Below are 23,778 nucleotides of genomic sequence, written 5' to 3'. Positions count from 1 at the left end.
TCTTCAGTAATATGATATATAAAGAGTTGTAATTCTTTTTAAATTCCTTCATCATAAATCGGCAATTCAATCGTTATGATAAATCTATTCTTATTTATAGAAGCTTTTATTTCACCTTGCATTAAATGAACTAGATTCTTTGATATACTCAACCCAATCCCTAGATGTCCTTTAGGGTTTCCATTTCTATATTCACCAGAATAATATCTATCAAATAGTTTAGATAACTCTTCCGGTTGCAAGTGATGTCCATCATTTGCAACCGAAATGTAAATCGTTTGATGATTATTCAAGCCTTTCATTTCAAATGTATTCATTGCATACCTGGTAGCGTTATTGACTAAATTACTAACCACCCTTTGCATATGGTCCTTATCCACTTTAATTCGACAATCATTCTCTATTTCATTGATCAAAACACAAGGTATTCCCTGTAAGGCTACATCCACCCCACACGTTTCGTATAAATCTTCTAGAAGGTCCTTTGCATAGAGCACTTCACCCTTTGTAGGTAGCTGATCTCCCTCGGATTCATTGAATACCTTTAATTGACCAATCAAAGTATCCAGTTCTTTCACTTTTTTATCAATCACTTTTAGGTATTTTTGAAAGTCTTCTTCGTCAACAGCCATCCCATCTCCTAACCCCTCAACATAACCACTGATAGAGGCTAAGGGTGTCTTTAAATCATGGGTAATGTTTGTGATAAACTGTCTACGTTTTTGTTCAAAGACCATTTGTTCCGCCTTGTTTTTCTTTAAACTCAATCGCATTTTTTCAAAATGAGTAGCAAATCTACCAATCTCATCATTTCGATCATAATTAATGGGGAAATCGAGGTTTCCTGAAAGAATTTCGTTCGATACTTGTGTTAATTCCTCTAAAGGCTTAACCACTCTTATTTTTATAAAACGGGTTAGCACCATTGTTACAAGAATATAAGGAATAGCAAAAAAGAGGCTTATAGAAATAATGAAAAGTAATTGTTCTCTTGACGAACTAAATCCCACCAGTAATAGGCCCATAAGCAAAGGCGAAATTATGAGCAGGATGAGAATAGATTTTAATGTCGATATTAATCCTCGTTTCATAGTAAATCACCGTTAAACCGATAACCTACACTACGAACAGTGACGATGCAATTTGCCAACGCGAGTTTATCTCTAATTTTTTGAATATGGATAACCACAGTGTTTAAGTCCCCGTATTCATCAAATCCCCATACTTGATCATACAGATGCTGTTTTGAAAAAACTTGATTTGGATGGGACAACAGGAATGAAAGGATATCAAACTCTTTTGCGGTAAATTGAATTTCAACTCCGTATTTTTTGACTACTCTGGATATCCTATTTACTTGTATATCGCAAAATTTTAAGACTGACTTTTCATCAGTTTGTAAGTTTGTAAATGTCGTTGCTCTTCTTAGTTGGGCTTTTACCCTTGCTACAAGTTCCTTTATAGAAAACGGCTTCACCACGTAATCATCCGCACCTAATCCTAACCCTAAGATACGATCTAGTTCTGTTTCCTTTGCACTGATAATAATGACAGGCAGTGTAGACTGTAGCCGAATATTCCTCAAAATTTCTAGCCCATCAATTCCTGGCAACATTAAATCTAGCAAAATAATATCAGGCTGCACTTTATTGAAAATGGTTAACGCTTCATTCCCTGAATTGCAGATGATAACTTCAAAGTTATCCTTCTTGAGATAATCCCTAATTATATCTGCTAGTTCAGTCTCATCCTCAATTATTAAGACTTTCTTATTCAACGTCAGGCCTCCTCTGGTGTAGATTTTACTGCTTGATTTAAACTAAAATGTCATTTTACGTATACAGGACTAGTGGGATCAAGGCGCTTAGATTGTTAAATGTATGAAAAATAATTGGAACAAGCAAGTTGTATTTAGAAACGACGTACAATGTGCCAAGTATAAGGCTAATTGTTAAATAAGGCACGATGTTTGTGAGGTCAGAGAAACTGTGCATATGCAGTAATCCAAACAAAATGCTTGATAGCAACACACAACCCCATACGGGTATACGACTTGATAATCTGTAGATCAGCAAATGCCGGTATACAAATTCTTCTACTATCGGCCCCATAATACCAAGAATAGCGAGAATGAGAATTGGAGGAAATGCCCTTGCGATCTGATAAACATTTTGATCATTGGTTGCATCACCGATAGGTAACAAGTAGTAAGCCAAAACAGAAAATAAGATGAAAATGAAGTAGAAGCCAATCAGTAACAATAAGCTACGAGAAATGGATTTCTTCAGAAGTTGCCAACTATCAGCCAGATGCTGGCGGAATAAAAAGATTCCTGAGATAAAAAGCACGGTATATAACATGAGTGTCATGGCTGACCTTACTTCGACCGTATACAGATGCTGGAAGAAACGAATTGCAAAAATAAGACAATAAGTAAGTGCAAAAATAATTATTTTTCTGATAGGTACATTTCTGGTTTCGGTCATCCTCTTTCACCTGGTTTACTTATTATAAAAGTTTCGTTTTTGCGTAACCTGATATTCACCATAAAAATTCCTCCCTCTTTTTATTAATCGTACAAGAGGAAGTTAATGTGTTCGTAATGACTAGATAGTAATTTTATAAAGCTTTGATAAAGTTTTGATAAAGTCATTAATATTCCTTTATTCTTTTTTTACCATTAATCAATGCGGTGAAGTAATCATTTAATTAGTGGAGGATACAAGCTACAAATGATTGATTAAATCGTGATTAGTCTGTATGTTTTAATTGTATGGGAAATTAGGAGGATTAGTGATGGATAAAAGAAACCAAGCTTTAATTATCATAGATGTGCAAAAAGCTTTTGATGATAAAAAATGGGGAGAACGAAATAATCTTCATGCCGAAGAAAATATTAGTGAGATCCTGACATTATGGAGGGAAAAAGGGTGGAAAGTAATCCATATTCAACATATGTCAGATAATCCAGATTCCGTATTTCATCCTAAGAATGCTGGATTTGCAATTAAAAAATTGGTTGAACCTACTGCTGAAGAAGTAGTGATCACAAAGAAAGTAAATAGCGGTTTTATTGGTACAAATTTAGAAGAATATCTAAAACAAAATGATATCTCAACGGTTGTAATCGCAGGATTGACCACGCCTCATTGTGTTTCTACGACTACAAGAATGAGCGGTAATTTAGGATTCAATACATACCTTATTTCAGATGCAACAGCAGCCTTTGGTATGACGGATCAAAATGGTACATATTACGATGCAGAAGTGATACACAATGTTTCTATTGCAACTTTGCATGAGGAGTTCGCGAAAATAATTACAACAGAACAACTAGTAAATGAACTTTCATAGTACTCTTATTGAACCACCGGATTGTTTATAGCCAAATGAGAAGGTGTAACAGGGCAGTAATAATTGAATAAAGGGAAGAAAAATGCCTTAATTTAAGGCGTTTTTCTTCCCTTTATTTGTGTCAGTGTTAAATATTAACGGAGTCAGTAATAAATTCACCCAAAATGATTGATCTTCTAATCCTCGTTATTGTTAGACTATTTACTCGGAAAAGTCTATCGTAAATATGGTCTACAGTTCTTATCAAGTAAGGGATTCAACAAATGTTATTCAAGTATAGAGGTTTCTAGACCCATATCATCCACATAATGGGATGACCGGTTTCATGACCACACCTCTTTTCTTTTTACGATGAAACGTTAGTTCTGATAGTTGTATTATCGCCCAAATGGGGGAGGTTATCTAATGTATGACGGCACCATATTTTATTTCTTCATGGGTTACTAAATTCAATGTAATATAGGGATTTTATCGATCTTATAGAATATAGAAATGAAGATCAGTGTAACAATCAGTACTTTTTAAAGCAATGAGATGTACAGAGAGAAAAATGAAAAGTATATTGTTGATGTATATGTCTAAATTCACTTCTCTGAACGACGAGGACCAACTATAGCTGAAATATAAACATTGAGGAATTTAACAAGGGAACCATTGAACCATTCATCTTGGATAAGGAGAGGTCCCCACCAGTAGTGGGTGCACTCCAAAACGATTAATCCAATAGACCAAATGAGTTCAAACGCTTCCAAGCGCTATGCCATGTTTGCTTGAAGCTGATCCATTTTCAATAATGATAAGTGATATACCTTAAGTAAGAGCAGCTTTCCTTAGATTTGTTGAGTCCTTTTTAACTACCTATTTTTGTTCTAGCTTTATTGTAATCGGTGGTTTAAGATGATTAATCGACTTAAGTTAAGACCTGTTTTTTACAATCAAAAGATTGAAGTTGTTAATTAAACAACCACGCTTACATCGATTAGAAAAAGTGATGTTTTCATTCCGAACAAGTTGGCGGGGGATTTGTTAGCAATAATTACTCAATGCTGGAAAGTGATTTTTAGTATTCCAATTCGAAGGAGGTCGTACTTTAATAGTTATGTTAGAATTAGTTTACGAGTTAAATAATGGTAAACCAATTCAGCTTGGAGGGAACTTATGAAAATCATCATTTTTGGAGCTTCTGGAAAAACAGGGAAGTTGCTTGTTGAGCAAGCGCTTTCTGACAGCCATAGGGTCACAGCATTCGTAAGAAACCCAAGTAACTTAAACATTTCCAATCCGAACCTTGTGATTGTACAGGGGGATGCAACAGATGCATCTGATGTAAAAAAAGCTATTCTTGGGCATGATGCAGTTATTTCAACACTTGGAACGAACACTGGATTACGAAAAACGACAATACTTCATGAAATGACGCAAAACATCGCTCAAGGTATGAAGGAACAGCAAGTGTCGCGGATCGCTTACATGGCTTCGGCAGGAATCGACAAGGAAATACCAGGTGTTATCGGGAAAATTACGATAAAATTGCTTGGAAATGTGCTAGACGATCATCATAATGCAGTGGCTGTATTAAAAGATAATAATTTACAATGGACGATTGCAAGACCCCTAGGACTCAACGACAAACCGTTTACAGGGACATACCGTAAAGAAGCGATTGGGGTTCCTAAAGGCGGCCGTGCAATTTCTCGTGCGGATGTCGCCGACTTCTTATACCAGGCCATTGTCAATGAAGAATTTATCCATCAGTCTGTTGCTTTGAGCGACTAGTCAACAAGAAATGCTAGATAAAAGCACAAGAATAGTAGAAGGCCGAGTTCTAACACATTTAGAGATGTGTTAGAACTCGGCCTTTGAGTGGTCCATCTACTATTGATGTATCGTATTCATTAAAAGTAGCGTTTTTATTGTATATGTGGGTGATTCAAGGTTTCCTAAAGGGAGATACCGAACCGCGATATTTGCGAGTAGCGATGATATCAACCGCCCCGCATGACACAGGCAATTAAGTAGTGAGGTGAAACGGAAGTTATTGGTGAGGTACTTGATAATGTGAGTGCTGCTGAAGTCAATAGATTAAAAGAGATGCTACCTTTCAGTATTTTACCGCCACAGGCCCACACAAGCTTTTTCTCGGAAAATAAAGATCATTAGATTCCAAAGAATTAGAGGTAAGTATAAAGAAGATAAAAGTAATGGTACAAGATCAAATTGGTATGACGGTTTATATGACTGGTCCTGCAGGAATTGTTATTGACACCCTAAGCTTGTTTTCTAGAGCTGATCTTGTATTAATTTTATCAACGGTCGGAATTATTTTGGTTTTATTGATTGTCATTTATCTTTCGCCGTTACTTGCTTTGATTCCTTTACTAGCTACATACACGGTATTTATTTGTATGGCGGCTAACTATAATCAGGATATTCTAAAATGAAAGGCGAAGCTGAATAGCAAGAACCCATTATTAGGTGCTTCACATTAATTAAAGTCTCAATTGTATAGTGGGAAAATGCACATAAATCCTGGTTGTTAATCGGGTTATGTGCATTTTTATATTTACGTGCATGGCGATACCATCAATTAATGCAAAGAGCCGCTCAACTTCCAGATCAAGATTGAGATTTTTTTAGTAAATCCATCGTATACAAATAACTAATGAGCTTTTGCCTACCTTCTAATATTCCATCATCAAGTATATTTAATTTAGATGTACGATGTTTCACATGTGCTTTAAAAGCAAACCAAACTGACATTTCTGCAAGTAATTCTGTATTGTCGGATACACACTCAAGTAATACAATGATGACTCATTCCCTTTTACATATGTGAACGAAGTTCTTCCAAGACCGCGTAACTCGCACTTTTCATTGGTGCGGACTTTTTATGGTCGACAATCTTTTAAAAAAAGTCGAACGCGTATATGGTCTATTTACCTTGCATAACAAGAGATTCAATAGCCTTTATTAAAATTTAAATATTGCTTGACCCTTATCACCCACATAATAGGATGACGGGTTTCATGACTGCATATCTTTCGGTCCGTAATAGAAACGCTTGTTCTGTGAATATCGCATATAATGGAGAGGTTTCCAAATTCATAGTTGGTGTGAAGGCGGCTGTTAATGTCAAACAAACCTTGAGAACTCGGTGACATTGTAACACTGTAGAAAACAAGAGTATGATTCAGTTAAGACAATTGTTTGTTGTGAATTAGTAATTGCTAGAAGAAGTCCTTTAAAAGTTTTGACTTTACTGGTTTATGAAATCCATACAACGTACACACGACGTACACAGGAGTCCTCTATACTAGGTCTAGAAAGTACTATCGGAGGTGTAGGGTACGTGAAAATATACTAGAATCATGTCCATAGTTAAAGGGTGACGTGGATAGATGTGGAGAGTGAAGCTATGAAAAGAAAGATATTGTTAGTCGAAGATGATACGCTGATGCGTGAGTTTATAACGGATTATTTCAAAAAGGAGCAATGGGAAGTATACGAAGCGGAGAACGGAATGCTCGCACTGGATATTTTTGAACAAAATTCCATTGACCTGATTGTTTTGGATATTATGATGCCGGAAATGGATGGGTGGTCGGTATGCAGGCGCATTCGCAAGGAGTCAGACATACCGATTATCATGATTACAGCTAGGGTGGAAGACGATGATCAATTGATGGGGTTCGAGTTGGGTGCCGATGAATATGTGACGAAGCCTTTTAGTCCGAGGGTATTAGTGGCTCGTGCTACCGCATTAATGAAAAGAACGGAAGGTACAATTGGTCGTGAAGGAGATATACATACCTTTGGCGATCTAGTAGTAAACAGAATGGCTCATACTATTTCCGTGGCGGGAAATATGATTTCTTTGTCACCAAAGGAATATGATTTGCTTCTCTTTCTTATCAAGCACTACGGTAAAGTTTTATCCCGTGATTATATTCTGGACGCTGTATGGGGATACGATTATTTAGGGGATTTGCGTACAGTAGATACCCACGTCAAAAAATTAAGAGCCAAGCTAAGTGCCGAAGGTCGATATATAGGTACCGTCATCCGCGTAGGTTATAAATTTGAGTTGGAAGCATGAGAAGGCAGGGGGTAGTCCTTAAACTTTTTGTGGTAACATCTATTCTGATTATGACTGTTTTTTCCCTTGTGATGCTTGCGGAGGGCTTGTTTTTCGAGCGGTTTTATCGAATGTCCAAGATCCATGCACTAGAGCAGAATATGAGCCATTTCGAGGATCAATACGAACAGGTTGGATCCAATAATCAGCAGGTTTCACGGCTACTCGGTGCATTTATGAATGATAATGATACCAGTACTTCCATCTTAAATCATCGGTTTGAACGGATTAGCATAAATCCTTATTTTCTGGAGTTGCAAACAGACAGACAGGCCATTACCATTCGTGTGCCCGCGGATGGTATGGAACTAGGTGCTATTCCGAATGGGATTCAGATCGGCGATACAACAGTGATAGACGGTATTTTCATGGATGAGGATGATACTGTCATGCAACTTGTTGCCATACAGCAGAAAAACGAAGATCTCGTAAATGGGTTAACACGAGTGAAGGGTAAAATAACGGATTTGATGCTACCCGAACAACGCTCGTATAACCCTCTATATCAAGATACCCTGATCGATGAAGCCCTCCAGGACTGGATGCCGAAGCTAGAACAATATGAATCTCGTTTGCAGGACGGGTTGCTTGTTCAGGCGGAATGGATAGATAATTGGAGCGGTGTCCAATACGCTATTCTGATTAAATCGCTAGCACATAGTGAAAATACAGAACGTTATTTATTCGTCATGACTTCTCTACAACCAGTTGGGGAAGCAGTCGAGATACTCAAGAAGTATTTTGTATATTTGACGCCGGTAATTATTATGCTCACCATTATTCTATCTTTGATTTACTCGAGAATTGTAACCCGTCCGTTAGTTACGCTAAACCGTGCTGCAGCGCGACTCGCCAAGTTAGATTTTACCATGGAGCCTGAAATTCATTCGAAGGATGAATTCGGGGAGCTGTCGCGCAATCTAAATGCGTTGTCTCAGAATTTAGATACGACCTTAAAGGAACTTACTAATATGAATGTGAAATTACAAGTGGAGATGGAAGAAAAGCGGCGATCCGAGCAACTTCGTAAAGAGCTAATCGCGAACATATCGCATGAATTGAAAACCCCTTTAGGCATTGTAAAAGGTTTCGCAGAAGGGTTGCAGGATGGAGTAGCGAGCGACAAAAAAGACCGTTACCTGAATCACATCGTGAATGAAACAGATCGGATGAATGCTTTAATAATGGATATGCTGGAGCTCTCCAAATTCGAAGTCAAAGCCATTCATTTAACGCTTAGAAGCGTATCCATGACAAACCTTGTTCAAAATGTAGCTGATTCGTTTTCTCATCAATTAGAGGAAAAGCACCTTCAATACAAGTTGAACAAAGTAGAAGAACTATTTGTAAAGGCAGATTCTAGACGGATTGAACAGGTCGTTCTAAATTTATTGAGTAATGCCATTCGACATGCTGTGGAGAACAGTGTCATTTCCATTAGTATCGAGCGGACATATTCTGGAAAGGTAGTCACGGTAATCGAGAACGCTGGACCGCCCATTGCGGAGGACGATTTGAACCGGGTGTGGGATCAATTCTACCGGATTGAGCGTTCTCGGGATCGTAAATCTGGAGGGACCGGTCTGGGACTCGCGATTGTCAAACATATCCTGGAGCTTCATGATAGCGAGTTTGGTGTAGCGAATACAAATCAAGGCGTCGCATTTTCTTTTACCTTATATGAAAGCAGAGGAGAACCCCATGAATAACAAAAAATACAGCTATATCATTTCAGCTCTGTGCATGCTTCTTTTAACTAGTGGTTGTGCTATGAAATCTGAGTCTGAAGCACCGGACGCGCAGCCATCTGAAACAAATCAAGACAAAAACACCAAAGTAGAGGACGCTTTAGCGGATTCCGGGAATGAAATATTAATTGTAATAGATCAGACCCCAAAACCGATAGAGGGAAATAGTTTCGATTTCGTAGTGAAACAGGTTCCGGAAGGATTCGCGCTAGCCGAAATACAGTGGATTTCCAAGGATAATCTGATTGTAAATTCGGTTCAAGATGCCATTGAACACGGAGCTAATGGGGAAGATGGATTTTACATTAGTGGTGACGGACAATTCTCGGGTTTCATATATCCGGATACGATGAAGGGTGAGGAAGGTCAGGTTGTATTTCTATTCAAAGATTCCGAAGGCAATGAGTTAACTTGGAAAAAGAAATTAACGTTGAGTCCGTCAGCAAACTCTCAGGAGGGGGGGAAGAATGAAAATGCCATTGAGATTCCGCAAGATGCGTTAGAGCAATATATGCAGGCTATTGCTAATCAGGATGCTGCAAAGTTGGTCGAGTTATACGGGGGTAGTTACCAAGGACTCATTAACTTATTTCCCGAAACAGACACTAGTGACAAGTTGAAATTAATTGATCAGTATCTGAAGCTACTGCCAAGGATTTCACTGAATGAAATTCTTGAACAGACCGTAGTAAGCAAGGACGAATATATATTCGTGATTACGTTAAAGTTGGAAGACGGAACCTTATTCCATACGAGGGAGTTTGACACGATCACCGAAAAGTTTACTTACACAGTTAAACGAGTCGATGGCAAGCTGAAAATGATGGAACTTCCTCCATACCAGGCTTAGTTTGATGGTAGTCACGATGAGTTGAAACTTTTGTTAACATCATTGAAAGCAATGATGTTAACAAAAGTAAATACTAAGGTATATCGTGCATAACTTTTCATTCGATATTGATTAAAGGCTATATAAAACCGACTGATGGGCTTAATAAATTGAGATTCTGATTTGAATTTTGGGTAGTATAATAACCTGAGATGGGAGAGCGTCACGCTGACGGTTTGAAGGTCGACGTTTCGCACCCGGTATGCACCATAAAATGAAATGCGGTTTGAGCTCTTGATGAATAAGGGTTCTTTTTTTGATTGATAATTGAATCTAAGGTGACAGTCAGAGCGACCCTTCCTTTAGACTCGCTACGGATGAATACTATCTTCAGGCGAAGCGATTGAAAGATGGTACCGAGGGGGAAAGTGACCAGAGCTTGAAAAAAGTCCTTTCCAAGCTGAAGAGCGGGAGAATTTGATTTAATAAGATAGAGTATATGGGTGACTGACATCCTAAATGTAGTGGCGTTTATTCAAAAAAAGCGAGTCACACTCCGGTAAGAAAAAGGGGTGACTCGCTTAGTTATATTCTACTTGTTGAATAAGTCCAGACTGTCAAATTAACGGGAAGTAACTCAATCTATTTCTCTTGCTCTCTGTGTATCCCTAACATTTTTCTGAACGGTTATCGCTGCAAATATACTAAGAACGAAAGCCATACCATAGAACCCTTTTTCACTTAAGACAATACTTCCTGCGTTGTATAAACCGATGGCCATTAATAAAATAGATATAATAAGTGCTAACCAACTAATACCATAATAAATGTTCGTGACTGGTATTCCTTCTTCTTTATCTCTTACAGCTTTTTGTAACGAGACAGATGAATAGAGTCCGAATACTAAAATTGCAAAGTAATATCCTTGTTCATTCAGTTCCATAGCTGCATTATACAGGCCTAAGAGATAAGCTGATACTCCTATTACCAGTGCTGCCCATGAAGCTCCTTTGAAAACCGGAGTTGGTTCTCCATCTTTTCTTTTTATTTTCATTTTTGGGGCGTTTTGTTTTTCCATATCAAATAAATCTTCATTATTATTAGTCATTGAATGTTCTCCTCCCCTTTCGACAATCATATCTGAACGAGTATAAATCAGCAATGTTTTTTGAGAATAGTCTAACTCCTCTAAAAAAGTTGAATCTGATTTTAAGTCTACAAAAGTGTTAGCTTTAACAGGGATCATCAAGGATTATTCGCAAATGAGTTCGTTTCTATCATTCTTTGAACATTGCAGCTAATTTTTTGTTGGAACTTTTATAGTATGTAAATAAGGGGAAATTAACTAGTCGTGTATATATAATTTTATGGGATATATTCTGCGTATTGGGAGAAAGAAGAGGTATACAAAAAAATATCTATGATGGTGAGAATTCTTTCCAAAGTTATATTGGAAAGCAGGGGATTGGTTAAAATGATGCAGCCCATCTAAGTAAGTCGCTTCTTGTATTACAATTTTCTAATGGGTTACAGCCCAATCCGAACTAATACATATTATTTTAACGTAACTATCAAACTGGACAAACTGACGGAAATTGAACACTGAATCCAAATGGAAATACTCGATCCCGATTGGACTTATGGGGAAAAATGATAGCTGGCGATACTGTAGCTGTTAATTACATATTATGATTGACAGGTTTAAATATTACAGGGTAAAAATGAAAAGGGGAGGAAACAACATGTTTATACATTCATGAGAGTCTTCGAGGGAGATCAAATCATACAAAAAGGACACGCTTTTAAAACTCATTCTTAACTTTTAGGTATAATACATATGAACTAATGCGGCTAGTTAGCTAATTAACATAAGAGTCTTTATAATTAAGGTATTGACATCCATGAATACTATTTGAAGGATGAAAATAAGTTCTAAATCTGGAAGCACTACAACCATCCCTTTTTAGCTTGCATTAAACAGAAAAACTTCTATTTCATAAAGAAATTGAAGTCATGTACATTGTTGAACAATCAGTCATTAACTCATTTATTAAAAAATAGCTTACACGAGATCATTATCAAGCGCAGGAAAAATTTATTTTACAACTACTAAATAATCGGAGGAGAATGACTATGGCGTACCTATTACAAGTGGATTTTAAAATGGATGGACCATTCGGAGATGAAATGGCGGAAGCGTTTACTGATTTAGCAAAAAGCATCAATGAAGAAGAAGGATTCAAGTCGAAAGTTTGGACAGAAAGCCCAGAAACAAATGAAGCCGGTGGAATTTACATTTTCGAAACAAAAGAAACAGCTGAAAAATATCTAGATATGCACACTAAAAGATTAGCCGGATTTGGAGTCACAGCCGTCAACGCAAAAATCTTTGGGATTAATTCTAAACTTACCGAAATTACTAAAGGGTCGATAAAGTAAATAAAAAACCTGTAAATTTATTGTTAAAATTCACGGATTTTATATCGTCTCTTATCAAACGAAAAGTAGTACATCAGTGCTTGAGTAGAAACTCTTTCTGTAAAGAAAGTTCAGGATACTCTTGAGAATTGTATTAGTATCTAGCCGGCCCCCTTGAGGGATCAGCTATTTGACCGTCCGATCTATCAAATCGGAGGTCTTATTTTTTTATTAAATTTAATTGCTTGATATATAAGATTGGATAGCTAACAGGTAGGATCTTCATTTCTACAAGGGGGTTTTTGTGAAATGGGTCTTTTACAACCACAATTTATTTTGAGTGAATAGGAAAAAGAGCTGATATTATTCGAATAGTATCAGCTCTTACCTATTACTACTTAACGGGAAGTGTATCCAGCATCCACATAAAGGGATTGTCGATCTACAAATGAATATGGGGTTTCCGTGCAACAATTATCTTGCACGGAAACCCCACACTAATATCAGATTAAGTTTTTCACAACTTTTGACATCGTTCCTCCGTCTGTTTTCCCGGTAAGTAATGGTTTTGCGATCTTCATGGCATCACCCATGTTCATACCTTTGGTGATTCCTGCCTCTGTCAACATTGTTACAATTTCGTCTTCGCTAAGTTGTTTAGGCAAGAATTTTTTGAGCAGAACTAATTTTGCTTCTTCTTGTGCAATTAAGTCTTCACGCTGTGCTTTTTGTGCGCCTTCCAGCGCTTGATTGGTCTGTTTGATTTCGCGGTTGACGATGGCAACTTCCTCATCAGTTGAAAGAACTGCACCTTTTTCCTTTTCAGCGCTATCGAGTGCTGCTTTTACTAATGTCAGTACTCCTTTTGCGAGCACATCTTTTTCCCTCATGGCATTCTTTAAATGTTCGAATACGATTGTCTTTAACATTTTTGGATCTCCTCCTATTAGTGGTTAAAAGTATAGAAGAGATGCATGTGAAAAGCAACAAATGACGATTTATTTATATTGACTTGAATCAGCACAAACTCCCTGCTCTGCTGATTAGCGGAACTCTGGCTAAGGTCGCCGCGTCCTGCGGATGTCCGTTCTTTTTTGCATGGTTATTCAGCTAACTACATTCATAATTGTATGGTGCCTCACATAAATAATAGTGTATCTTAGGGAATTAACTTATGGGTACAGGAGGCAGGAATAACTATGAGAGAAAACAATGGAGGGGAATCAGGTTCTTCCACGCATCTAAACAGAAATGTATCAAAATTTTGGGCTGAGGAAATGCATTCACAGACTGTAGGTGAAAGAGGTCCTGTACTGGAGCAGGACAGTATTTTACATGAAACATTGGAGACCTTTGTCCATTCAACAATTTTAGAAAGACCAGTGCATGTTAAAGGCTTTGGTGCTTTTGGTTACTTTGAGACTGTGTATTCTATGGCAAAATACACAAAGCTGTGCTTTTTACAAAATCCTGGGCAGCAAGTTCCAGTTACTGTGAGGTTTTCGCTTGCTGTAAGTAATAAAGGTACTCCGGATACCTCACGAAATGTGCGTGGATTTTCTACTAAGTTTTATACTGAAGAGGGTATTTTTGATTTGGTCTTCAACCATATTCCTGTATTTTTAGTACGAGATGCTATACGTTTTCCAGAGACCATTCAAGCTTTTTTACCCTCGCCCGTAAATAACTTGATGGATCCCGAAAGGTTCTGGAGCTTCATAGCCAGAGCGCCAGAATCAACCCATTTTGTTGTTCGGCTTTACTCTGATGCAGGCACAGTAAAAAGCTTTCGCCACATGCCGGGTTATGGTGTGAATACCTACGTTTGGAAGAACGGGGAGGGGGTACGCAGTTATGTAAAATATCACTGGGTTCCTTATGCTGGGGAGCAGTATATAGATGCTCAAGAAGCCGCCCGATGGAATGGCGAGAACCCAGATATTGCAGGTCAGGATTTGTATGATACCCTAGCAAAGGGAGAGCCTGTTGTATATGGGCTTTATGTGCAGCTTATGAATCCGAAAGATGAAGCCACTCTTCCTTATGATCCATTGGATGATACAAAAGTTTGGGATAAACAGCAGTACCCTCTGATGCCGGTTGGCCGCTTGACGTTGAACCGCAACCCGGATAACTATATGGAACAAGTGGAGAAACTGGCCTATTCACCGTCCAATCTTTTGGAAGGGGCCGAATTATCAGATGATAAGATGCTGCAGGGACGCGCCAATATTTACTCGGATTCCCAGCGGCGGCGGCTTGGACCAGATTTTCGCAAAATACCTATCAATCATCAGGAAGACTGGACACCAGCCACACAAGTGACAAGCGGCAACGGCAGATTTGTGGAGGGGCATCTTGAACGATCCGATTTGCCAAAACCGGATGATTTTACGCAGGCCGGGCAATATTATCATGCTCTTCCCCCTGAGCAACAAAATCACCTAGTAAATAATCTTTCTGCTGATCTTGCCGGCATATCCGATGAGACACGACGCATTGTTTTGACGTATCTGTACAATGCATCGCCGGAAATGGGAGAACGGGTTGTCCGACAAATTAAGACACAGACAAAGGGTTAATTCGATAACTTTCACTAAAATGGTCAAACCTTATTATGAATTTATCAAGTTTAAGTACATGTACAATACACTACTCAAAAAAATACAATTGAACAATAATAAAATGAAGATTGGACATGTACGCGGATGTCTAATCTTTTTTCGTGTTTATTCAGAAGTTAGAAAAAATAAAAGCACCAAGGGAGTGCTTCTCTACATTGCATGTCATTGAATGAAAATGAGTTTTCTGATTATTAATTTTGTGAAGACAACTAGTACAATCTATATTTTCAATACGGTTTCTTAATCTAAATTACAGCAGAAGATTAAGAAAAAGGAATGACTAGCCTGTACCAAAATAAGAACGGTCATGAGAACGCCATTATTGAATATATTCACCTTCCCGCAAATCGGAAAGATTCAAAAACCTGTAATTATTCCTAGTTGACGTTTTCTTAGAAATCATTTCGTTAATTTCATATTTTCCTTTTGTGGATAGGTAAGGATATGATTTTATGTTTCTTCACTCTCAATTTCCACCCATGACTGTGACCAATTTTCTATTTCTTTCAAAACCGGCTCTAATGAAAGCCCTTTTTCCGTTAAGGAGTACTCAATAATAACAGGTGTTTCAGGTATAACATCACGCTTTACAATCCCTTGTTGTTCTAAATCTTTTAAACGTTCTGATAAAACTTTGCCACTGATTCCGATAGAAGATTGAATTGTACTAAATCGGTTTGAGCCCGACAATATTTGATTGATAATCAAAGCCATCCAGCGCTGACTTAAAAGCGAGATGGCTTTTTCAAATCGGGGACAAATAATAGATTGCTTCATTTTTTCTTTCACTCCTTTATATGCAGTATATAACATGATGGGTTTATTTCGTAAGTAATTAACTTACTTGACAACTATAACGCTCTATAATATAGTTAATTACATAAAGTAACTAACTGTAAAGGGGAATAGAGAAAATGAATAAAAATGATGTGGGTACGGTTATTTTGCGTTTGGTTTTAGGTCTTACTTTTTTCATTCATGGATTATCTAAGTTTCAAGGGGGCTTAGCTAACACTGCTGGTTTTTTCGAAAGCCTTAGTATTCCAGGATTTTTAGCTTATGCCGTTGCAGTTATAGAATTAATCGGCGGTATTCTGTTGATACTTGGTATTGGAACACGAATCATTTCTGTATTGTTTGCGGTTATTATGCTGGGGGCAATTTTTACAGTAAAACTCTCTGCAGGGTTTCTTGGCAATGATGAAATGGCGGGGTACGAATTGGAATTGGCACTATTCGCTATGTCCATTTTTCTCGTTTTTGCAAACAGTACTCGTTTCTCGTTAGGTAACAAAATCTTTCATTCTGAAGGACAAAAATAAAAAATGGAGGTAATAAATATGGAGTTTCATAGCAAACCAAACACTTTTGTAGGTCATGTAAACATTAAGGTACAAGATTTAAATCGATCACTTACGTTTTATCAGGAGATTCTTGGTTTTCAAATTCTAGAACAAACTGAAAAAACGGCTAAACTAACAACGGATGGTAAAACGAGTGTACTATCAATCGAACAACCAGAAAATGTAGTACCGCAGTATGAAAAAACTACGGGTCTATATCACTTTGCACTTCTTCTACCTAAACGCTCAGACTTAGCTGAAATCGTGCATCATTTCATGGAAATCGGTTTGCGGTATGGATCATCAGATCATCTTGTAAGTGAAGCTTTATATTTAGCAGATCCAGATGGAAATGGAATTGAAATTTATATAGACCGCGAACCTTCCGAATGGACTTGGAGTAACGGTGAAGTGGCAATGACAGTGGATCCATTGAATTTTGAAGATCTTCTATCCGAAGGGAGACCGCAGTCATGGAAAGGTTTACCGGCTGGGACCGTCATGGGGCATATTCATTTACATGTATCTGAATTGAAAAAGACCGAAGAGTTTTATACTAAGGGCCTCGGTTTTGAAGTGGTTAACCGGTATGGCAATCAGGCGCTTTTCATCTCTACGGGTAAATACCATCATCAAATTGCCTTAAACACTTGGGCCGGAGTTGGGGCTCCAACACCACCTTTAAATAGTGTTGGGCTGGAGTCGTTTACTATAGTTTTAGGGGATGAGGTAGCAAGGAATAATGTTATCGCCCGGTTGAAGAATATTGGTGTAGCTGTGACAGAAGAAAACGGTTCTTTTGTATCCTATGATCCTTCTGGGAATCGTATTTATCTAGGGATTTAAGGGGGCGATTTATAAAAGTAGAGTATTGAAGCCGAGATAAATAAATCGTATAGGTGGTTATTATATGGGGTTTTTAGATAGACTATTAGGTAGATCTAATGAGGAGGAAAAAACAATGACAAACGAAAAAATGAAAATAGGTATTGTTCAAGGTAGTGTACGTGAAGGGCGAAACGGTGATGCTGTAGCAAAATGGATGGTTGATTTTGCGAAAAAACGTAATGACGCGGAGTATGAAATCGTAGATCTTGCAAATTACAATCTTCCATTCTTGGGTTCAGCGAATGCACAACCTGGTGCTGAAGGACAAATAAAAGCTTGGTCAGAAAAAATGGCTTCTTTCGATGGTTATATTTTCATCACACCTGAATATAACCATGCAATCGGTGGAGCGCTAAAAAATGCACTTGACTTCTTAAACCCAGAATTGAACAATAAAGCAGCTGGTTTTGTTGGATATGGTAGCTTGGGCGGTACGCGTGCACATGAAAACCTACGCCTGATTTTGGGCGAGCTACAAGTTGCTGACGTACGTACGGCAGTTACGTTCTCACTTATGTCTGACTTTGAAAACATGAGCGTGTTCAAACCTGCTGACTACCATGCAGCCAACGCGAACACAATGCTTGACCAAGTCCTTTCTTGGAGCGGTGCATTGAAAACTGTACGATAAATTAACAATTTTGTGCCAAGTGCCACTCCACAACTTTTAATTGTGTTGGTACTTGGCACGTTTTTTTATAACGTCAAAAAGGAATAAGTTTGAGGATGACCTTTTGGTAATTTAAAGTTCATTTGCGTTATATCTATTGGCCATAGAAACGAGGAATTACACATGTGTTGATTAACCAAAGGAAACCAGTAAATGACTGCTTAATTTTGTGTTAAAACACTAGTCTTCTCACGTATTCTTAACTGTCATTATAATTGACTAGCATCTATCTTAGTGGAATTTTTCCCCTTAACCTGTTTTAACGTCGCTACTATAAGAAAGCTAACAATTACTAATAAGAGCCATGAACTTACCTTTCCTAGGTGAACGAGACTCCATGCATCGGTTTGGTTTGGGTATTTCCATGCACCAAAGAACGTTGCAATATTTTCAGCTATCCATATAAAAAATCCGATGAGCACAAAAGAAAGTGCGAGTGGCATGCGGTAACGAGTTCCATCAACCTCGTATGTGACCCATGATTGCCAAAAGACGATAATTACAAATCCAGATAGCCACCACCGAACATCGATCCAATAATGGTGAGTGAAAAAGTTTAAATAAATTGCAGCTGCAAGAGGCACAACTATCAAAAACGGTGGCCACTTAACCAGTTCAACCTTTAACCTCCTCCATGCCTGGCAAAGATAACTCGCTACACTCGCGTACATGAATCCACTATATAAAGGCACTCCAAAGATTTTGAAATAGCCATCCTCTGGATAAGCCCAGGAGCCCATATGTACTTTGAAAATTTCAAGAGCAAGTCCAATAAGGTGGAACAATGTGATAACCTTAAGTTCATCCCGTGTTTCAAGCCCAGAACGCACCATCCACCATTGCATCAGAAGGAAGATAATGAGCAGCCAGTCATAACGTGGTAGGAACGGAAGTGGGATGAATTGTGTAAAAGCCAAAGAGGCGAAAATGACGACAGGAAACAAACATGATAGGGCCTGCTCCCGGCCAAAACGAACGAGTTGTTTTGATGCTCTCATGATTTGTGTCTCCATTTTTGGATGGTTAAATTCATGAGTAACTCCCTTTTTATGAAATAACGTAAAAAGATGTCCTTTTTCTTTCAATGTTAAATACCTCCACTTTGTTAACCTTGGTTGTCTTCATCACTTCGGTATTCCAAAATATCTCCAGGCTGACAGTCCAAAGCTTTACAAATCGCTTCTAAAGTTGATAATCGAATCGCTTTTGCCTTTCCATTTTTCAATATAGAAATGTTAGCCATTGTTATTCCAACCCTCTCTGAGAGTTCTGTCACGCTCATTTTCCTTTTAGCCAACATCACATCAATATTGATTATTATTCCCATTGTTTTCACCTCAGACTGTTAAATCATTTTCTGATTTTATATTAATAGCTTCTTGCAAAAGTTTTTGGAGAACGGCAGCAAAGACTGCGATTACCATTGGAGCAAAAATAAAGAGCATTCCAACCAATATGACACCCGGGGCGTCGTCTAACTCCGCAAAGATAAAGAAGAAGGGCATACCAACCACATATAAGCCACTGATTGTGATTGCACAATGTTTTATATTTTTCAAAGCTTTTACAGATATTTCCGAGAACGCTTTGCTCTTATCAATATAATTTAAAAGTTTAAAAGCCTGATACAATGCAACGAAAAATGGTATCGCCGAAATATACATAATTATTACAATGCCGTATAGTACATAAGCAAACTCAGAATTACTTTCTGCTGCTTCTTTAGCTAGCAGGGGCAACCCAAAAATACATAAAGCAACAATAGGGATTCCAAGAAGAATAACGGCTATTTTTAAAAAGTTTGTTGAACCTCGTTTCAAAAAAAGCACCTCACTTATTTATTAGTAATTTCATTTTAGCACGTTTTTTATCGATTCGCAATAAATGTTTATCGTTTTTAGTTGTACTTTATTTTATAAAAACATCTTTTTAATTTTAGGCAAAGATAAAAAGCATTTCTCATTACAGGGAAATGCTCCATAACTTTAAACTATTCAACTTATAACTTGTGCAACTACTTATTTATCCAAGGCTCACTCTACCTGAATTCGCTTCTGATTAGACTGTCCTTTTAACACCATACATGTGCTTGTCGAATAGGCGACTAGCTCATCCTTTTCATCAAAGATATTACACGTTAATAAACCTATTGAAGAGCCTTTTTTCATTAACTTCCCCTCAGCACGTAATTTACCTCTGAAAACTGGTTTGAGGAAATTCGTTTTTATTTCTACCGTTGAAAACAGTTCGTCTTTCTTGAGTGTGGTCGCAAACGCATAGCCCATCGCGGCATCTGCGATATCACATATTATTCCACCATGAAGTGTTCCCATCGGATTGTGTAGTTTTTCCGTCACGTTGAGTTCAATGATCACCTTTGCATCCTCCGCTTTGGTCACTCTAAATCCAATTAAATCAGCAGCAGGTGATTCAGGCAATTCGCCCTTAGCAACCTTCTGTAATACTTCTAAAAAATTCATCGATTAGCCACCATCCTTATAAAAGTAGAATCCTTTTTGGAACGGTCATTCTAAAAGGTCAGTCTAAGACGCTCAATATTGCATTAATCACATTCTTAAGATTCTGCTTATCAGCTGTGGTTTTAGCTAAAACTAGCATATCAGTGTTGGAACATTCAGTAAAATAACGAGTGCAATACAATCTATAAATAATTATTACTTCTTAAAAAGTTAAACCATAACCCGCTATTTCTAACTTCGATTCCTAGTATCTGGAGTCACAGAAGGTCCATCTTCAAATTCACTTGGGGAAAGCTTTTTAATCCATGCATAAATAAAAAAAGCTGTTTGCCCCATACTCGGGAACAAACAGCATCTTACAACAGTTCTCTTTCAAACCCATCTCTCTTTCCAGGTTGAAAATGAATGGTTTGCGAATTAATTGGGAACCAAAATACTAGCTATACTTCAGTCAGGCTAATTTTGCTACTTTCATTCATCATTTCTAAGAATTTAAGCGGGATATTGAAGTCATTCTTTTCATTAAAAAGAGGTGTAGTAAACTCTTCATCCATTCGTTTAATTTCATTGACTTCTTTTTGAAGATTCTCCATCTTTTGATCCAATTCGTTGGCAGATTCCGCGGCCTCTTTCAACTCTTTCGTAATTTTTTCCGGGACAGATTTGTTGAATTTATAAAAGATTTTATGTTCCAGACTTGCCCAAAAATCCATAGCAATTGTCCTGATTTGCATTTCCACAAAGACGTGCTCTACCCGATCTGTCATAAACACAGGAATTTTTAATATCAAATGAAGACTCCGATAACCATTGGGTTTGGGATTTTGTATGTAATCTTTGTACTCAATCACTTCAATATCCCTTTGCTTTTGAATCATTTCACTTAGTTTATAAATGTCGGAGTTAAAGGAGCAGTTAATACGAATGCCTGCGATATCCCGCATATTTTCCTTTATGGAAGACAGGGACAGTTCAACATTTTTACGATGTGCCTTTTTAATAATGCTTTCTGGTGTTTTCAAGCGGGTATTAATATGTTCGATGGGGTTGTATTCATGTATTAATTGAAATTCTTCTTCCAAGATATTGATTTTGGTGCTCACTTCGTCTAACGCAAATTTATAGGCCAGCATGAATCTCGTCATTTCTTTTTTTAGATGATTCAATCGGCTATAGTCTAGTTCATTTGTCAGTTTCAAAATAAATTCCTCTTTTCTTTACGCTCACTTTGACTAAGATGTTCTATAGTTGGCTTTTACTTTAGCTTCTCTCTTGCAATTGAATGGTGACGTCCGGTAGAAATACCATGCGATGTAATCTTCTTTGCCTTCGCATTTTCATATCCTTTTTCAATAAATAGAATGCATTTACTCTCAAATAAAGCTGTTCACTTACTTTGGGAACGTTCTTGTTTGTGCATCTACTTATCGCCAATTGAATGATAGCACGAATACAAAAAAACTTTACTTGAGTTCTAGCTATTTTAGCATTTCTACTGGATATTTGCTGTTTCGTTCACTCTTTATTCGAAAAGAGGAGGCGGGTCCCGGGAGATAAATCAGTTCTCCTTCTTTGCCACAATCCTCTGTTATTCAGGAAAGTCTAGGCGATGACCCCATCCAGATTGTTACAATAGTAGCAACGATATGTGTTATTTCAAGAAATACGATAAACTTTATCGTAGAAAATGAAAAGTGATTTTTTAAAACGAATTGAAAAAGACTTCGCCTCGAGGAATCACATCTTGTACTACTTTGTAGGCACCTTTTGTGGCACCTGCATTGATCCTATTGCTTGCCAGAAAATGGCTAGCGGTTTCAGTAGGAGATATGTTTTTGTCGGTCATAAAAATTATTCTCATTCCGATTGTCCTAGGACTCGTTGCGAAAGTGCTGTTCCGCAAGCAAGTAGATATTTTATTGACTTTATCATAGAGAGAAATAGCAAACTCGTTTGAAGTTTAACACCGGATTGCAAAAGAATCCCCAATAAAACCTCGCAACTTATAACTTTATAAGAATGATAAATTGGAGGAGGCTGCTGTTTTATCGGTTGTGCACATCAGTAGGGTGAAGAGGAAGCCGCTAAATAAAGAATTACAAAGACATTCATCCCAGCTGTCTGTATTTACGTTTGGTACAAATCGAGTCGTGTTTTCTGGATTCTAGTTTGGAATTTGATTGCCAGGCAATTTTCACTGTAACAAAACTTTATACCCTTGTGCTTTGTACTCATAGACGTTTTTTAAGCTTTATTCTAAAATTAACATATGGAAATATTTGAGTATTTGCATTTCAGAAACTAGGATGAATTTGTGCAAAGGGGCCTATTATGACGAATGACTATGAAGGAAAACGAAAACAACTAAAAGTAATTCAATTTGACAAGGCGAAAAATACGCTTATTGAAAAGACAGAGCCTAAGGAGACATTTGCTGATGTTGGCGGTTTGGAGGATGTTAAAAAGAAAATTCAGATGAACTTCATCCTTCCACTTAAAAATCCAGAGTTTTTTAAAGCATATGGCAAAGAAGCCGGGGGAAGTTTACTGCTATACGGACCACCAGGTTGTGGAAAAACGTTTTTGGCAAAAGCGATTGCGGGTGAAATAAATGCCAGTTTTCTACATTTGGAATTACAAGCAATTTTGTCGATGTACGTAGGGGAAAGCGAGCATAATCTCCATGATGTATTTGAAGCAGCGCGAGAAAATAAACCATGCGTCTTATTTATTGATGAGTTGGATGCAATTGGTGGAAATCGGCAAAACATGAGACAACATCATGAGAGAATGCTTGTCAATCAGTTGCTCCTTGAGTTGGATGGTCTAAATTCTCATAATCATGGTATCTATGTTATTGGCGCAACGAATACGCCGTGGTATTTGGATTCTGCATTACGGAGACCTGGCCGTTTCAATCAGTTGCTGTTCATACCCCCGCCAAGTGAAACGGAAAGAGAAGTCATCCTACAGTTAAAACTGAAAGACAAACCTCAATCTTCGCTAAATCATAAAAAAATTGCTAGTAAAACAGAACATTTCTCTGGGGCTGATCTTGGCCAACTTGTCGGGGATGCAATCGAGTCTGCATTACACCGTTCGTTGGAAACGGGTGAACTACAACCGTTAACGAATGATGATTTAAGTGGAGCATTGAAGCAAAGGAAGCCGACGACTTTGGAGTGGTTTTCCACGGCTAAAAATTACGCCACCTTCAGTGATGTGAATAAGGATTATCAACATGTGCTTGATTATATAAAAGAGAATAGAATTAGATAGGTTGTGAGTT

The 23,778-nt window shown here is 37.7% G+C and carries 22 protein-coding genes and 2 pseudogenes; 13 read left to right on the top strand and 11 right to left on the bottom strand.

Translation table 11 applies throughout. From position 1 onward, the window contains the following. Positions 1-38 precede the first annotated feature (38 nt). From ACP8HG_RS16140 to ACP8HG_RS16130, 3 genes are read right to left on the bottom strand one after another with little or no spacing between them, the layout of a single operon-like run. A complete protein-coding gene (locus tag ACP8HG_RS16140) occupies positions 39-1,091 on the bottom strand; it encodes a HAMP domain-containing sensor histidine kinase (RefSeq protein WP_438297188.1) in 1,053 nt (350 codons plus the stop codon). Next, entirely contained in the window at positions 1,088-1,777 is a 690-nt protein-coding gene (locus ACP8HG_RS16135) for a response regulator transcription factor (protein ID WP_438297186.1), read from the bottom strand. Before ACP8HG_RS16135 ends, ACP8HG_RS16140 begins: the two co-directional genes overlap by 4 nt. Before the next feature lie 55 nt (positions 1,778-1,832). Next, positions 1,833-2,486, bottom strand: coding sequence for a CPBP family intramembrane glutamic endopeptidase (locus ACP8HG_RS16130; protein ID WP_438297184.1), 654 nt, complete (start codon positions 2,484-2,486; stop codon positions 1,833-1,835). A gap of 310 nt (positions 2,487-2,796) precedes the next feature. Between ACP8HG_RS16130 and ACP8HG_RS16125 the strand changes: the two genes are divergently transcribed. The 6 genes and pseudogenes from ACP8HG_RS16125 (at position 2,797) to ACP8HG_RS16100 (ending at position 10,087) form a co-directional block, all read left to right on the top strand. Next, on the top strand, positions 2,797-3,354 hold the full coding sequence (locus ACP8HG_RS16125) for a cysteine hydrolase family protein (protein WP_067213704.1): 558 nt from the start codon (positions 2,797-2,799) through the stop codon (positions 3,352-3,354). 1,158 nt (positions 3,355-4,512) lie between these two features. Next, on the top strand, positions 4,513-5,130 hold the full coding sequence (locus ACP8HG_RS16120) for an NAD(P)-dependent oxidoreductase (protein WP_438297182.1): 618 nt from the start codon (positions 4,513-4,515) through the stop codon (positions 5,128-5,130). A gap of 398 nt (positions 5,131-5,528) precedes the next feature. Continuing rightward, a pseudogene (locus tag ACP8HG_RS16115) lies at positions 5,529-5,795 on the top strand (MMPL family transporter); the annotation flags it as partial. A gap of 974 nt (positions 5,796-6,769) precedes the next feature. Further along, complete coding sequence (locus ACP8HG_RS16110; RefSeq protein WP_342539306.1) at positions 6,770-7,450, top strand: response regulator transcription factor; 681 nt, start codon at positions 6,770-6,772, stop codon at positions 7,448-7,450. 110 nt (positions 7,451-7,560) lie between these two features. Beyond that, a complete protein-coding gene (locus ACP8HG_RS16105; RefSeq protein WP_438297179.1) occupies positions 7,561-9,198 on the top strand; it encodes a sensor histidine kinase in 1,638 nt (545 codons plus the stop codon). Then, positions 9,191-10,087, top strand: coding sequence for a hypothetical protein (locus tag ACP8HG_RS16100; protein ID WP_438297177.1), 897 nt, complete (start codon positions 9,191-9,193; stop codon positions 10,085-10,087). Before ACP8HG_RS16105 ends, ACP8HG_RS16100 begins: the two co-directional genes overlap by 8 nt. Positions 10,088-10,703: 616 nt before the next feature. Here the strand turns inward: ACP8HG_RS16100 and yiaA are convergent. Then, positions 10,704-11,174: an inner membrane protein YiaA gene (yiaA, locus tag ACP8HG_RS16095; RefSeq protein WP_067213699.1), complete on the bottom strand. Its 471-nt coding sequence runs from the start codon at positions 11,172-11,174 to the stop codon at positions 10,704-10,706. 1,025 nt (positions 11,175-12,199) lie between these two features. Between yiaA and ACP8HG_RS16090 the strand changes: the two genes are divergently transcribed. Further along, positions 12,200-12,505 (top strand): monooxygenase, encoded by a 306-nt coding sequence (locus ACP8HG_RS16090; RefSeq protein WP_421103219.1) that lies wholly within the window; start codon positions 12,200-12,202, stop codon positions 12,503-12,505. Positions 12,506-12,987: 482 nt separating this feature from the next. On the opposite strand, the gene ACP8HG_RS16085 is transcribed toward ACP8HG_RS16090, so the two are convergent. Further along, positions 12,988-13,413, bottom strand: coding sequence for a GatB/YqeY domain-containing protein (locus ACP8HG_RS16085; protein WP_067213697.1), 426 nt, complete (start codon positions 13,411-13,413; stop codon positions 12,988-12,990). 270 nt (positions 13,414-13,683) lie between these two features. Between ACP8HG_RS16085 and ACP8HG_RS16080 the strand changes: the two genes are divergently transcribed. Beyond that, a complete protein-coding gene (locus tag ACP8HG_RS16080) occupies positions 13,684-15,066 on the top strand; it encodes a catalase (RefSeq protein ID WP_438297174.1) in 1,383 nt (460 codons plus the stop codon). Between the two features lie 492 nt (positions 15,067-15,558). Here ACP8HG_RS16080 and ACP8HG_RS16075 read toward each other — a convergent pair whose 3' ends face one another. After that, positions 15,559-15,885, bottom strand: a complete 327-nt coding sequence (locus ACP8HG_RS16075; RefSeq protein WP_187046210.1) for a winged helix-turn-helix transcriptional regulator — start codon at positions 15,883-15,885, stop codon at positions 15,559-15,561. Between the two features lie 137 nt (positions 15,886-16,022). On the opposite strand from ACP8HG_RS16075, the gene ACP8HG_RS16070 reads away from it, so the two are divergent. From ACP8HG_RS16070 to ACP8HG_RS16060, 3 genes are all read left to right on the top strand, one after another. After that, a complete protein-coding gene (locus ACP8HG_RS16070; protein WP_438297172.1) occupies positions 16,023-16,430 on the top strand; it encodes a DoxX family protein in 408 nt (135 codons plus the stop codon). Positions 16,431-16,448: 18 nt separating this feature from the next. Next, the gene (locus ACP8HG_RS16065) at positions 16,449-17,297 is read left to right on the top strand and encodes a VOC family protein (protein WP_438297170.1); all 849 of its coding nucleotides are present in this window, start codon (positions 16,449-16,451) and stop codon (positions 17,295-17,297) included. A 115-nt stretch (positions 17,298-17,412) separates the two neighbouring features. After that, entirely contained in the window at positions 17,413-17,970 is a 558-nt protein-coding gene (locus ACP8HG_RS16060) for an NADPH-dependent FMN reductase (RefSeq protein ID WP_438297168.1), read from the top strand. 248 nt (positions 17,971-18,218) lie between these two features. Here ACP8HG_RS16060 and ACP8HG_RS16055 read toward each other — a convergent pair whose 3' ends face one another. The 5 genes from ACP8HG_RS16055 to ACP8HG_RS16035 form a co-directional block, all read right to left on the bottom strand. Continuing rightward, complete coding sequence (locus ACP8HG_RS16055) at positions 18,219-19,007, bottom strand: DUF817 domain-containing protein (protein ID WP_438298670.1); 789 nt, start codon at positions 19,005-19,007, stop codon at positions 18,219-18,221. 107 nt (positions 19,008-19,114) lie between these two features. Next, positions 19,115-19,336 carry a helix-turn-helix domain-containing protein gene (locus ACP8HG_RS16050; protein ID WP_067213691.1) on the bottom strand — a complete coding sequence of 74 codons (222 nt, stop codon included), beginning with the start codon at positions 19,334-19,336 and terminating at the stop codon, positions 19,115-19,117. A 10-nt stretch (positions 19,337-19,346) separates the two neighbouring features. Then, positions 19,347-19,829, bottom strand: coding sequence for a DUF2975 domain-containing protein (locus ACP8HG_RS16045; protein ID WP_067213690.1), 483 nt, complete (start codon positions 19,827-19,829; stop codon positions 19,347-19,349). 213 nt (positions 19,830-20,042) lie between these two features. Continuing rightward, positions 20,043-20,489, bottom strand: a complete 447-nt coding sequence (locus ACP8HG_RS16040) for a PaaI family thioesterase (protein WP_187046207.1) — start codon at positions 20,487-20,489, stop codon at positions 20,043-20,045. A 440-nt stretch (positions 20,490-20,929) separates the two neighbouring features. Then, the gene (locus tag ACP8HG_RS16035; RefSeq protein ID WP_067213688.1) at positions 20,930-21,688 is read right to left on the bottom strand and encodes a GTP pyrophosphokinase; all 759 of its coding nucleotides are present in this window, start codon (positions 21,686-21,688) and stop codon (positions 20,930-20,932) included. A gap of 561 nt (positions 21,689-22,249) precedes the next feature. On the opposite strand from ACP8HG_RS16035, the pseudogene ACP8HG_RS16030 reads away from it, so the two are divergent. Together ACP8HG_RS16030 and ACP8HG_RS16025 are read left to right on the top strand one after the other, a co-directional pair. After that, a pseudogene (locus ACP8HG_RS16030) lies at positions 22,250-22,399 on the top strand (bile acid:sodium symporter family protein); the annotation flags it as partial. Positions 22,400-22,820: 421 nt separating this feature from the next. Next, positions 22,821-23,768, top strand: a complete 948-nt coding sequence (locus tag ACP8HG_RS16025) for an ATP-binding protein (protein ID WP_399629801.1) — start codon at positions 22,821-22,823, stop codon at positions 23,766-23,768. Positions 23,769-23,778 lie beyond the last annotated feature (10 nt).

It is taken from the genome of Sporosarcina sp. FA15 (assembly GCF_051550195.1).
GTDB lineage: Bacteria > Bacillota > Bacilli > Bacillales_A > Planococcaceae > Sporosarcina > Sporosarcina psychrophila.
The sequence above is the reverse complement of the archived record's forward strand: the minus strand, read 5'-3'. Positions and strand labels throughout refer to the sequence as shown.